At 43.6% G+C, this 12,020-nt stretch carries 19 protein-coding genes; 2 read left to right on the plus strand and 17 right to left on the minus strand.

The genetic code is table 11. The features are described 5' to 3' along the window. From JGK14_RS31710 to JGK14_RS31775, 15 genes are all read right to left on the minus strand, one after another. The coding region (locus JGK14_RS31710; RefSeq protein ID WP_325315911.1) for a hypothetical protein at positions 1 to 210 on the minus strand (210 nt) is incomplete at its 3' end. A gap of 253 nt (positions 211 to 463) precedes the next feature. Further along, a complete protein-coding gene (locus tag JGK14_RS31715) occupies positions 464 to 706 on the minus strand; it encodes a type II toxin-antitoxin system RelE/ParE family toxin (RefSeq protein ID WP_293325077.1) in 243 nt (80 codons plus the stop codon). Further along, positions 690 to 977 carry a type II toxin-antitoxin system Phd/YefM family antitoxin gene (locus JGK14_RS31720; protein WP_293186934.1) on the minus strand — a complete coding sequence of 96 codons (288 nt, stop codon included), beginning with the start codon at positions 975 to 977 and terminating at the stop codon, positions 690 to 692. The genes JGK14_RS31715 and JGK14_RS31720 overlap by 17 nt, the downstream gene beginning before the upstream one ends. 129 nt (positions 978 to 1,106) lie before the next feature. Next, positions 1,107 to 1,349 (minus strand): DUF6887 family protein, encoded by a 243-nt coding sequence (locus tag JGK14_RS31725; RefSeq protein ID WP_293186924.1) that lies wholly within the window; start codon positions 1,347 to 1,349, stop codon positions 1,107 to 1,109. Continuing rightward, a complete protein-coding gene (locus JGK14_RS34150) occupies positions 1,349 to 1,525 on the minus strand; it encodes a DUF6888 family protein (protein ID WP_341739112.1) in 177 nt (58 codons plus the stop codon). Before JGK14_RS34150 ends, JGK14_RS31725 begins: the two co-directional genes overlap by 1 nt. Positions 1,526 to 1,799: 274 nt before the next feature. After that, positions 1,800 to 2,555, minus strand: a complete 756-nt coding sequence (locus tag JGK14_RS31730) for an SDR family oxidoreductase (RefSeq protein ID WP_293186925.1) — start codon at positions 2,553 to 2,555, stop codon at positions 1,800 to 1,802. 81 nt (positions 2,556 to 2,636) lie between these two features. Next, positions 2,637 to 4,187 carry an ATP-binding protein gene (locus JGK14_RS31735; protein ID WP_293325074.1) on the minus strand — a complete coding sequence of 517 codons (1,551 nt, stop codon included), beginning with the start codon at positions 4,185 to 4,187 and terminating at the stop codon, positions 2,637 to 2,639. 265 nt (positions 4,188 to 4,452) lie between these two features. Next, entirely contained in the window at positions 4,453 to 5,877 is a 1,425-nt protein-coding gene (locus JGK14_RS31740; RefSeq protein WP_293186927.1) for a hypothetical protein, read from the minus strand. A 252-nt stretch (positions 5,878 to 6,129) separates the two neighbouring features. Continuing rightward, positions 6,130 to 6,462: a DUF5615 family PIN-like protein gene (locus JGK14_RS31745; RefSeq protein WP_293232344.1), complete on the minus strand. Its 333-nt coding sequence runs from the start codon at positions 6,460 to 6,462 to the stop codon at positions 6,130 to 6,132. Beyond that, the gene (locus JGK14_RS31750) at positions 6,459 to 6,689 is read right to left on the minus strand and encodes a DUF433 domain-containing protein (RefSeq protein WP_096829650.1); all 231 of its coding nucleotides are present in this window, start codon (positions 6,687 to 6,689) and stop codon (positions 6,459 to 6,461) included. The genes JGK14_RS31745 and JGK14_RS31750 overlap by 4 nt, the downstream gene beginning before the upstream one ends. Next, positions 6,686 to 6,817, minus strand: coding sequence for a type II toxin-antitoxin system VapB family antitoxin (locus JGK14_RS31755; RefSeq protein WP_325315912.1), 132 nt, complete (start codon positions 6,815 to 6,817; stop codon positions 6,686 to 6,688). Before JGK14_RS31755 ends, JGK14_RS31750 begins: the two co-directional genes overlap by 4 nt. Before the next feature lie 126 nt (positions 6,818 to 6,943). After that, complete coding sequence (locus JGK14_RS31760) at positions 6,944 to 7,225, minus strand: hypothetical protein (RefSeq protein WP_293325071.1); 282 nt, start codon at positions 7,223 to 7,225, stop codon at positions 6,944 to 6,946. After that, positions 7,222 to 7,773 (minus strand): DUF6036 family nucleotidyltransferase, encoded by a 552-nt coding sequence (locus tag JGK14_RS31765; RefSeq protein ID WP_293186935.1) that lies wholly within the window; start codon positions 7,771 to 7,773, stop codon positions 7,222 to 7,224. Before JGK14_RS31765 ends, JGK14_RS31760 begins: the two co-directional genes overlap by 4 nt. Positions 7,774 to 7,854: 81 nt before the next feature. Next, positions 7,855 to 8,433: a Uma2 family endonuclease gene (locus JGK14_RS31770; protein WP_293325068.1), complete on the minus strand. Its 579-nt coding sequence runs from the start codon at positions 8,431 to 8,433 to the stop codon at positions 7,855 to 7,857. Between the two features lie 82 nt (positions 8,434 to 8,515). After that, entirely contained in the window at positions 8,516 to 9,100 is a 585-nt protein-coding gene (locus tag JGK14_RS31775) for a Uma2 family endonuclease (RefSeq protein ID WP_293325065.1), read from the minus strand. Positions 9,101 to 9,132: 32 nt separating this feature from the next. Here JGK14_RS31775 and JGK14_RS31780 point away from each other — a divergent pair, with 32 nt between their 5' ends. Then, on the plus strand, positions 9,133 to 9,315 hold the full coding sequence (locus JGK14_RS31780; protein WP_325315913.1) for a type II toxin-antitoxin system PemK/MazF family toxin: 183 nt from the start codon (positions 9,133 to 9,135) through the stop codon (positions 9,313 to 9,315). 7 nt (positions 9,316 to 9,322) lie between these two features. Here JGK14_RS31780 and era read toward each other — a convergent pair whose 3' ends face one another. Beyond that, positions 9,323 to 10,234 (minus strand): GTPase Era, encoded by a 912-nt coding sequence (era, locus tag JGK14_RS31785; protein WP_293193979.1) that lies wholly within the window; start codon positions 10,232 to 10,234, stop codon positions 9,323 to 9,325. Between the two features lie 506 nt (positions 10,235 to 10,740). On the opposite strand from era, the gene JGK14_RS31790 reads away from it, so the two are divergent. Then, positions 10,741 to 11,160, plus strand: coding sequence for a hypothetical protein (locus JGK14_RS31790; RefSeq protein WP_293187163.1), 420 nt, complete (start codon positions 10,741 to 10,743; stop codon positions 11,158 to 11,160). A 372-nt stretch (positions 11,161 to 11,532) separates the two neighbouring features. Here JGK14_RS31790 and JGK14_RS31795 read toward each other — a convergent pair whose 3' ends face one another. After that, on the minus strand, positions 11,533 to 11,799 hold the full coding sequence (locus JGK14_RS31795; protein ID WP_293187164.1) for a hypothetical protein: 267 nt from the start codon (positions 11,797 to 11,799) through the stop codon (positions 11,533 to 11,535). Positions 11,800 to 12,020 lie beyond the last annotated feature (221 nt).

Genomic DNA, 12,020 nt, shown 5'->3' on the forward strand with positions numbered 1-12,020 from the left:
GAGCAGGGGTAATGCCCAACTTCCTTTTTCTTCAGGTATCCACGCAATGGTACTGTACCCCTGCCCCACAATTACACCTCTTTGATATTCATGGGTTCTGTCTTTTAATGTTTTGGCATCTGCTCTCTCCCATGCAGTGTGGTCAATTGCTACTAATATGTGTTCTGTTGGGGGTGTTTCTTTCTGTAATTGCTTCAGATACAACTCCATGAGTTTTTTCCGGTCTGGTCTTGTGTCTTGTAACGCTTCGTAAACGCTCTTGCATTGACGAAGAGAATAATGGATTGAGCGAAAATTCCGCGAGAGATGACGCATTCGGAGTGGTCATCACTGCATCCATCAGCTCGAATGTTGCATCATTGGCTTTCACCAATAAATCGTATGCTGCTTGACGAAAGTCCCATTCTCTCCCAGCGCGGTGGCTCTAGTTCTTCTTTTGCCACCGTTCTCATCTTTGGTTAGTCTAAACTACAGTAAATAAAATACGATATTTCTTCTCATATAAAAGTTGACGTATTTCCAGATCCAAATACTCACTTTCTAATGCCAAGGGACAACGACTAGGAAAGCTTTCCAGTTTGAGCATTATTTCATAACAGCCCCTAACCCAACGATAGGATTTTTCAGGAGCATTGAGCTTGAGCCACAAAAATATATTTTCTATGTCATGAATAGCAGTAGGAGATATCTCAACTCGGTAGGTCATATTTTTTTTGAAGCTCTTCAAAAGCTTGATGAATAGAAACCCCTTCGCCTCGATCGAATTCCCCTAAGCTTTGACGAATACCTGCAAGAGTTTCAAGAAGTTCTAACCGATTAAGTAGTTTTTCATAACTTTCCGCATCCTGAAGCACAGCAACCGCTTTACCATTAATGGTAATTACGATTGGTGTTTTATCTATTTCAAACTGATGAAGCAACTCAGGAGCTTCCTGTTGAAATTGGTTCAGGGGACGGCTACGGGAGAGGTTAAGCATGGTGTTCACTTTTTTTGAGTGTTGTTAACAATTTAGCAAAAGTTATTTTTTATTGCCTAAATTATAAAAGCACCAATTTTCTGTATGTCAAACTCTCGATCGAGCTTCCAAATCATCTCCAAGGTGACTCTATTCCGTCCGTTCCACTGTGCTGTTAGCTGGCTGGCTACTAGGCGATGCTTCTAATTTCTGCCGAATTGCGGCCTGAATTTTTGCGTCAAAATCGGGATCGCTTGGGCTTGCAATGATTGATTTCGGACGCTGACTGAACCTGTCTAAATATGCCTGACAAGCAGCTCGATCTTGGCGATTTTCCAGAAAGTACCGTCTCAATTCGGCATCGCTCATAGCCTCAAAATTCACTTGGCTCATCAGAATACCTCCCCATTCGGTACAATTTCAAACTCAAGGTCTTCACCATATCCAGCTAGAACGTATACGTTTCGAGTACGACGATCTATACAAACCAGATGAATCGGTTGCAACATGATGAACGTCAACTGATAGCTGACGCGATATAAACTCTCTAACTGAGCAGTAGTTGGCATTTCGGTCACTCACTCCACCTACTGTCTATTTTAACTGTTCCGAGTTCAAATGAACTCATCAGTTTACTTTACTGTTGTTGGAATGGCGTTCTATTGTGGTTAAGCGGGGGTTTGTGCTACTCATAAGGCGGAAAGGAGAATCTTCGCCGGAATCCTTAATTCTCGATCGAGATTCCGAATCATCTCCAAAGTCAGGGAGTGTTTGCGAGATAACGACCCCATTTTAGCTTGGGGAATTGTCTTAAGCAGCCTAAAAAACCTCACGTTCTCAAGGTTACTGAAGACCACCATTACTATAAATCAGTTGTCTGTTGATCCATCCGCCTTCTTTGGAACACAGAAATCTGACTAGATTAGCGCAATCCTGTGGCATACCGACACGATCCAACAGAGTGATGGATTGCACATCAGTTTTGAGTGCTTCGGACATCCAGCCAGTATCAGTCGCACCTGGATTTATTACGTTCGCAGTGATGCCCAGCGACCTAAATTCCTGTGCCGAAGCGAGTACGATCCGATCCATAGCACCCTTGCTGGCACCATAGGGGAGATTGCCTGCGGTATGGTCGCTGGTAATCGAAACAATACGACCAGATCCAGTTTCCCCTCGGAATCTCTGACCAAACTCTTTGATCAATAGCCAAGTAGCACGGGCATTGACGGCAAAGTGTAAGTCAAAGCTCTCAACTGACGTGGATAGAATATCACTATCAACTGAATGGCAATGAGCAATAACCATTGCCGTAACGTTTCCCAGGTCATGCTCAACAATATCGAATATGCGCGAAGCAGAATCAGTCAAGGATAAATCAACCTCGATCGCTGTGGAGCGCACACCGAATTGCTCAAGTTTGTGGCAAAGTGACTGAACCTCTTTCGGATCGCTGCCCCAAGGCATTGACGCATCGTATGGCTGCCAATAGGTCAGAGCGACATCCCAGCCTGATTTTGCTAATTCTTTGGCAATTGATGATCCGATGCCAATAGTCCGACTTGCACCAGTTATAAGAACTATTGGTCGCTGGGTCATACATTTCTCCACAAGTAAGAATGATAAGTCGATCGCACACCCTCGGCGATCGGCAAAATCGACACATCGATCGTAACCTCTTCAAGCACGAATCACTGTAACCGATCGCCCCATTGGTGTCAAATGAATTTCAGTTTTCAGCCGTTCTTCTAACTCCGGTGCATTATCTCTGCGATCGAATATCACCAACCAACCCGAATCTTGTCCCAATCGAGCCAAATATCCATCTAACTGTTCCAACCCTTTACTCAACGGATCGACTTTCCGAGTCCGCCAAACCTTCAGTTCAATTCCTAATGTTACCTCACCATAACGCAGGCATAAATCCATTCTGTCGCGCCCGATCGCATATTCTCTCTCCAACGTTCCGCCACCATTAATCACCCGATGCAGAAACGCCATCAGCACTAAATGCGGCGCAATTTCGGGGTAAGACGCACTTTTGAGTAACGGTTCGCCATGTTGCAACCAAAATTCTAAAAAAGTTTTCAGTAAAGCCTGAGTATCTAATTTACCTTCTGATGTCAACCAACTCGGTGCAATTTGGGGCAGAGAGGCCATTGGAGTTACGGTGAGCACGCGGGGCAAAACTTCGCGATAAATTGGATTGGCGATCGTCAATCCACCCTGAATGTCCATCTTACACAAACCCAAATCGATTAAAAACTGAATATCATCATTGGGGATATTGCCGAGTTCCAAACCCGCCAACATCGGCTCGATAATTGCTTTGACTCGGTTTTCTCTGAGTCGTTCAGCCAAGCTATCTAAATGCGTATCTTGTCGTTTTATCAGAATTTCTTTAGCTTCTAAAATATGTTCTGGTGTAATTTCTATAGATTCATCTGTTACTAATTCTTCGACGATTTCTTTGGCTAAAGCATTCACCAACCAAGGTTGTCCTTGTGTTAATTCAAAAGCTAAGGCTACGGCTTCTGGTGTAAAAACTTGTCCGGTATCTTGGGTATGTTGCCCGTAGAGTTCTGCGACTTCTGAGGCATTAAAATTTCTGAGCGTAATCGATCGCACTTTAATATTAAACGGACTGGATGTATTTAGGCGATCGCTACCACCCGCAGCCACTTTGTAATCGCGAACATCCCGCAAACCGATTAAACCTACTGATTGCGGAAACGCACGAGGACGAGAGGGATAACCATTGCGTAACTGACGCAAAACGGACAGCAATACTTCATTTTGGAGCGAATCAATTTCATCGATGAAGATTGCTAAAGGGCGAGGTGAAGTTTGTGCCCATTGCCGCAATGTTTCTTCAATTCCTTGTCCCACCTCCATTTCTTGTTTTGGTGGTGGCTGGAGCTCCGGTGGCAAATAGACTCGCGCCTCACTTCGCCAAGAACTTAAAATGACCGCTTGGGCTTGTTGTGGATTGTCATTAAAGGGCGAACCTAACTCTACTGAAACAACGATCGCAGTGTATTGTCCGCTGTCAGTGAGTTGCTTGGCCAAAGCCAGCATTGCCGTGGTTTTACCAATTTGTCGGGGTGCGTGGATGACAAAATAGCTTTGCTGAGCAATCAGTCGCTCTAAATTCGGGAGGCGTCGGGTTGCCGGCAACATATAGTGAATGTTATCGCGGCAAGGGCCAGCGGTATTGAACCAACGTGGCATAGGTCAACTGGGGCGAATGGGGCTGCTCTCAGTTTACTTTACTGTTGTTGGAATGGGGTTCTATTGTTGTTAAGTGGGGTTTGTACCGACTCATCGGGTGGAAATGAGAATCTTAGGCGGAATTATTAATTATCGATCGACATTCCGAATCATCTCCAAAGTCAGGCAGCGTTTGCGAGATAACGATTGAGTTCAACGGCGGTCAGTAACCTTGGCATCCCTACCGATTATCTTTATTCCGCCGTTGCAACGATTTGTTAGATAACTACCACTTCACATATTGTGCTGTCAGCTTTTTGAAATCACTATTCAATACGCAGCGACCATTCTTCTCTATTTGAGTTATCAAATAGTCAAAACATTCAGCTAATCTTGCATTAACTACGCTTTGCTTTATCATTTCTAGGGCTAATCGAGCTTGTTTTCTACATTCGCTGTTTTCTAATTTCCGTTGTATCTCATAATGAGTGAGTGTGCTTATAGCAATGGGTGAATATTTGTCACCTAAAAGAGAAAGCAAATTGTCATAGTATACTTTTCCTCTGGGTGATACACCATTGCAGTAACTAACTCCTCGACCAATCCGACACATCAAAACTACTTTCACTAATTTTCCTGCATAGTTTGGAAGAATATCTGATTGCCCAGCGATATATGAGGCGACAGAGTCAGCGACAGGAGCTTCATGATGAAAATTATCCCAACCATTATGTTTAGCTAGAAGCTGCTCCAATAAATCGTCAACAATTCCTGCTCTTTCGCTTGGGGAACGATATGGATTTCCCCCTACAACCTGGAGAAACTGCTCACCCAATTCATATTTATCTTTATGAAGATTAGTATTATATCCCTCAAGAGTAAGCCCTAACTTATATTTGGGTTCATCTAAACAATTTGTCCAAATAGAGGGGGCTATTAAAGAAATATTTTTCCTTACCTGAACATCCGTCTCTATAGATACAAATATCCCAAAAACAGTTCTAAGTATATTTCCGCATAGATGGCTAGGTAGTTCGGATATTTTTAGCTCAATTGTTTTTTGAGTTGCATTATCTATAGGTGTATTATAAGTTCTTAAGTTTTTAATAAATGCTTGTACCTGAAGTGCTGCTTCAGTTGGTCTATCTCTTAGGACATCTTGAATCGATGTTTGTAACCATCCAAGCAGTTCAAAAGCGTTAATTGTATAGTTAGTCGGATGAGAAATTCCTATGTCATTTCTCATCTCAAGAATATGTTTTAACTTTTTGTACGTTGTGTCAGAAATAAGCTCAAGCTTTCTACAGGTGTCTAGTAAAACTGAATCTTTAAGAGAAGCGAGATCTTCTTCTTTTTCGTAAAAATCTCGGCTTTTACCCCCTACTGCGGCATCAAAGAAAATATCAATTCCGTATGCAATAGCTTTCTTTCTTAAATCCAGAGTAACTTCATTCCATACTGCGTTGAGTGCGTAGTCAAACAACCCAAATCCTGCGCCAACTACAAACTTAGATAAGTAACGTGCGTCTCTTTTAATGTCATCAGGAAGTGACTGAATGTAAGTAGGTAAATTTTGACCAATAATTGCTCGTTCTGGCTGATCCGCAATGATGTTATCTGAGGGAAGCCCCATTTGTTTTAGAAAAGCCACAACCATTTGTGCTTGTGGGTCAATTAGTTCTGCATAGCTAACCTTTTCAATTTCGTCCATAGTACCTTTTTGCTATCTAGCTTATAATTGTATCGCAGTTGCGGTAGAATACTGGATATAGTCAATAATACCGCAGCTCAAGGATGTATGTCAACCCCTTCTTACTCCCCATCACAATCTCCTTTCCTAGATCGAATTCGCCGCACGATTTAACTCAATCACTGAAGCCGTCGCACTGAAAAAACCTATCTATATTAGATTTTAGATTAGAGAGCATTTAGAGTCGATCGCACACCCTCGGCGATCGGTGCATTATGATAAAGCAAGCAGCGATAAAGTCTCATCTTCATAAAATAATTCGATCGCCTTAAAATCCCGACGCAGCAAATTTTCAACTTGTGATGTCGAACAGTTTCCAAGTCGAAGCCAAATAACTTTCGGTGGATTCCCAAATACTAAGCTCAGGTCGTGCATATCCGCGTCTTTCGAGACAATCATCAAATCATTGTCTTTTGCATAATCCCAAACTATTGGGTCGATCGTTGCTTTCATGCCCACATCTCGAACATGAAGTGAATTTGGAAAAAGATCGCTCAAACGATTCGGCAACTTGGGCGACAAGTTTTCATCAAAAAGTAATTTCATGCGGATAAGGTAGCGGTCATAAACCGACGCTCACGGTCAGCAGCATAAGCTATACAAGCTTTTAAATCTTCTCGTGTCAAATCGGGAAAATCATCGAGAATTTCTGCTTCGGTCATCTCGGAAGCCAGGTACTCAAGCACTTCATAAACTGTAATTCGCAAGCCGCGTACACAAGGCTTACCACCGCGTTTATTTGCTTCGATCGTGATGTGGTCTCGGTAGTTCATAAGAAACACTCGGTAATACTATTTTTCTGTGAAGCTACATAGAATGTATTCTTTTGTTGTGCTGTGAGTCCAGTCGCCTGGAGCGCATTAGTGATGAGGGAGTTATCGATTTCGATCGTGGTTTTCATAGGTATTTTGGGGTGAGTCTTATCGATCGCACTTTCATCCAATTACAAGCGATCGCCCACCGGCAGCGATCGACATCTTTTTTTTTTAATTAAATCCTTTTGTTACTGCCGATCGATCGCATATTCTCACATATAACGAAGTTCAAGTGCATTGCAAAAGCTACTCAAGCGATTCAGCAAAGCATTGTAGTAGGGATAAGCATCATCTCGTTCATCTTGAAGGCGGGCATAAAGAGTCAATTCTGGCTCTGCGGCCAGACGATCGAGAGGAACATCTAAGCCTGCTTCAGCTAGGCGCGTTGCTGCGATCGCGACTAACAATGACCCAACTGTATTAGTTTTACCATGATGAAGATCGTTCAGTCCAGGTAGAATTAGCTCTGCTCCCGGCAACTCATTTAAGTTCATAACTGTCCATCCTCTATGTTACTTTCAAAACGTTTGATGAAGTTCTCAACTCTGCTTCTGAGCGCATCAGGATTAAGAGAGGGAAATCGGATTAATTCGGGTGCAATACTCTCAAAACTATTCCGCAGTTCTTCTAATGAAAATAATTTCTGTTCGTACATGGCTTGAACATCTTTAATGTCCCGATCGAATCCCCTGGATATTTTGGAGAGTGCTTGGGCTATAAAGTCATAGTGATAAAACGAGATTTGACCGTATTTGCCAATGAAGATACTCCTGTCGCGCCACCCCGGAATTGTGGGTAAGAAATCCTGTGGGGAAGCCAGTTCGATATTAATATTCAATTCTTGTTTGATTTTGGCGATCGCACCAAAAATGCCTGGGGGTTCAGGATCTAGACGAATATCGATATCAATGGTCGAACTCCGCCATCCAATCAGTAGGGCACTAGCACCACCAGTAAAATAGATGCAGCCTGAGCCCTGAGCCTCTCTGCCCAAGACTTGCATCAGTCGTTCTATCTTCTGAGAATCAACATTCGGACGCATATGCTGCACAAATATTTAAACGGTAACAGATTTCTTAGAACTCTACATCAATATTATTACATCGCCCTCTTAATAATAAATTCAAGATTGCTGCTCAAAAACAATTTCTTCATAGAATTGCTCGATCGCCAAACTCAACCCAATACTTTTAAGCTCGACGCGATCGCCCGATCGATAGCTCAGAATCAACCAATCCCCTGCATCATTTTTATGATAAATATCGATCGCCATCTCATCCGAACTCACCAACACATAATCAATTAAATTCGGATTGCGGCGATATTTTTCAAACTTTTTGCCGCGATCGTAAGCCTCGGTACTATCCGATAAAACCTCAACAATCAAACAGGGATAGGTAATATATTGAGGGCTAGAATTATCTCGCCGATCGCAAGTGACACTCAGATCGGGATAGGTATAGTTGTGAGTATTGAGGATATTTACGCGGCAGTCAGAATTGTATGTTTTACAACCACTACCCCGCAGATGGGGCTTGATCGTCACTAAAAAGTTTCCCGCGATCGCACTATGATTTTGCGTGCCCCCACTCATCGCACATACGCGACCATCGATTAGCTCGTGCCTTTCTAATTGTTGCTCCTCCCAAGCAAAATACTCTTCAGGCGTAAAGTACCGCTCCTGCTCTCTAGCTGCAATCATAACAATCTCCTAATTTAAAAGTAGTAATACCAACACGCTCACCGGACGTAAATCACCTTAGTTTTATGATATATGTCAACTTTTAAGGTGTTGTTTCTGGGGTTAGGTCGAGGTTGCGATAAATTTGTTCGATCGCAAAACTAAGATTGATGCTTTTTAGTTCGATAGTGTCACCTTCTTTGTAGTTAATAATGATCCATTCACCAGCATCATTTTTATGATACAAATCCATTTCGATACTGGTGGAACTAACCAATAGATAATCTTGTAAGACAGGGTTGCTGCGATACATTCTAAATTTACCACCGCGATCGTAGGCCTCAGTGCTGGGAGAGAGAACTTCAACGATTAAGCAGGGGTAGGTAATGTATTGGGTTGTGGTTTTATCGCGATCGTCGCACGTTACACTTGCATCAGGATGGGTGTAGTTTTTGGTTCCGGCGATGTTGACTCTCAGATCGGAGTTTCCTGTTTCGCAACTGCTGTTTTCTAGATGATTGGAGAAGAGAGTTGTGAGTCTGACGGCAATGCGGCTATGGTTTACGCTGCCGCCGCTCATGGCGTACACTTGACCGTCGATATACTCATGCTTTTCTAGCTGCTTTTCTTCCCAAGCAAAGTATTCTTCTGGGGTTATGTGAGGAAAGTTTTCTTTGGCGGCGATCATTTTTTTAGGTAATGGATGGTAGGCAATGGGTAATGGAGTTTATTTCTATTCCCTATTTTAGTCTCGCACAAACATTCTTGGAACCGACGAGAGGTTCTGAAACGGGGAAGGTTCGGCCTTGTATCATTGTGACGAATAATGTTTACAATCCGCGTGTCCCTCCGCCACTTTATGATCGCTATCACCAGCCCATTGCCAGTAGGGGCAATTCATGAATTGCCCCTACTCTTCCACCCGATAGCCCAATTCTGCCAAACGGGTGCGGGACTGCCGCCACTTCGGCTGCACCTTGACAAATAGCTCCAAATATACTTTACCCTCAATTAACTTTTGAATCTGTTCCCGGGCCGCACTGCCGATCGACTTGAGCATACTGCCGCTTTTACCGATTAAAATACCTTTTTGGGAATCCCGCTCGACGTGAATCGTCGCCAGAATGCGGGTAATCTTCGCTTCTTCTTGAACAATGTCGATCGCGATTGCTACAGAATGCGGCACTTCTTCCCGCGTCAGCAGCAAAATCTGTTCCCGAATCAACTCGCCCATAATAAACCGTTCCGGCTGGTCAGTCACCAAATCTGGCGGATAATAGTAAGGCCCAACCTCCAAATGTTCGATTAACAATTGTTGCAGTGGCTCGACACCCTCGCCCGTGAGAGCCGAAAACTTGACCACTGGCCACTGAGGATTGACAATTTGCTCGTAGGTGCGATCGATCAACACGGAATCCTCCGGTTGTTCGTCCAGCTTATTCATCCCCAAAATCACTGGAATTTTGCAATTGCTGAGAATTTCGATAATATATCGATCGCCCCCACCCGACTCCACCGAACCATCCACCACAAACAGCACCACATCCACCGACTGAATCGCCGCGCGCGCATTCTGCACCAAAACCTTACCCAGTTGGTGATGCGGCTTGTGAATTCCGGGAGTATCGACAAAAATAATTTGTGCTTCCGGCGTCGTCAGGATGCCCCGCAGCCTGTTGCGCGTCGTCTGAGACACCGGCGAAGTAATGGCAATTTTCTGTCCTACCAACTGATTCATCAGGGTGGATTTGCCAACATTCGGGCGCCCGATAATACCCACAAAGCCCGACTTGTAGCCCGCAGGAGCCGCGGGAACACCCATGATTTCCGATACGTCGATAAATTTACTATCTTCCACTAAAATCACCTATTTTCAAGCCCCTTCTCTGTCTATTGTCGCCTGAAAATACTCAAACGCCCATTGATGCACTCTAGCATCTTTCTTCCGCTGGTATAGCGCATAACACTCAAAGGGCGATCGAGCCGTCAACCAGTGTTAAAACGCCACAGGCGATCGACAAAACTTGATATCTGAGACAAAATTTGATAAAGTTCCAATGACATCGATCGAAAATGAATCATTCTGGTAAAATCGAGTCCCCAACGCTGTAACAACTTCAGATGTGTAAATGTCTCACTCAACTGAAACCATTCTACAGTTTGTCAGACCAACCAGTTTGTACGTTTTTGAAGATGTATGGTAATAAATTAGATGGGTCAAAACCAAGATAAAAGTTCATTAGCATTAGATTTTTTATAAATTAAAGCTAATGTTTTTGTCCCTACCTAATTAGTGCTAACCGTCATAAAGTTGAGGAGATGAATCGGATGAAATCGAAATTATTTTGGAGTTGCTGCACCGTATTGGTAGCCAGCTTGCCTATTCCTGCCTTCGCTCAAACAGCCCCTCAAGCAGGTATTGACTACAAAGGCGGCTCAAAGAACTACCAAACAGTACCGGGCAAAATTCCTGAAAGAACTTTACCCAAAGCCTTTGACTTTCCAATTATTACTAATGTTGCTACTGACACTAGCATCACCACAGATCACCTAATTACCGAGCAGTTTCGCGCGCCCGCGACTCGTACAGAATACACCCGCGCTCTCACCACCTGGTCAGAATCTATCAGAGAATGTCTGGGTAAACAGCCCCGCTTGATCCGGGCCAGCACCAAGAACCCGATTCAGATTAATGGCAAAGTAGGCACGATTGTCAGAAATGCAAATAACCGTGCAGTTTGCAAATAAGCGAGTAAGTTCCGCTGTCTGAAGACAAAAACTAGAAAGTGTTTTTACACAAAAAGAGCAATAGTTTTCTATTGCTCTTTTTGTTGGCAAAATGTCAATGAATTAGTTTGTAGTGAGGACTTCAGTCCTTCTTAATTTCTGAGGACTCGCATTCCTCACTACAAACGAGATAATGCAGAAACCTGGTTTTTTCCAAAAATATGCTGTGAAACCTGAAGGATATAGATTTCAAACTATAATTTTCGATTAAGGAATGAGAATTAAATAACTTCGACAGGTTTGTGGGATGGGCGTCCCGCCCGTCCAAAAACGACGGGCGGGACGCCCATCCCACAATAACAATTAAAATTGTAAGTTATTTAATTTGCGATCCTAAGTAGCGCAAAATTCATTCGTACTCAGCAAAATTTCCCCATAATCAGGAATCCAAGCCAGCCACTTTTGGTCGGAGCACTGACACAACAACCACGCTTCGTCAAAACTGAATGCTGTTGGCGGATTGAACAATTTGACCCACATCGAAGGAGCCAATTTTGGTGCAGGTACGGCGCAGCCAAATTTTGCCCAGTCCAAGGCACTCGCGGCGCTGGCTAGCGTTGCTTGCGGTTGCCGACTACGAATATCTGTTTGCAGTTGCATAACTACTCCTGTAGAGCTAAAAGTCAGCACGCCTTGCGGGGTTTGAAACTGTAACTTAATTTATGGACAAAGCTACCCATCCTTGACTATTTGGGTAGCTTTTTGAGCAAATTGTGGCGGCGCGAGACTATTTGCCCCTGGTTCAATTTGTTTTTGCCCCCGTGCCATTGGATTACAGATGCGGGCGTCTTGCGTCAGAGGAATCTGCGTTTGGAATCATT

The sequence above is a fragment of the Microcoleus sp. PH2017_28_MFU_U_A genome (assembly GCF_020738035.1).
Lineage (GTDB): Bacteria > Cyanobacteriota > Cyanobacteriia > Cyanobacteriales > Microcoleaceae > Microcoleus.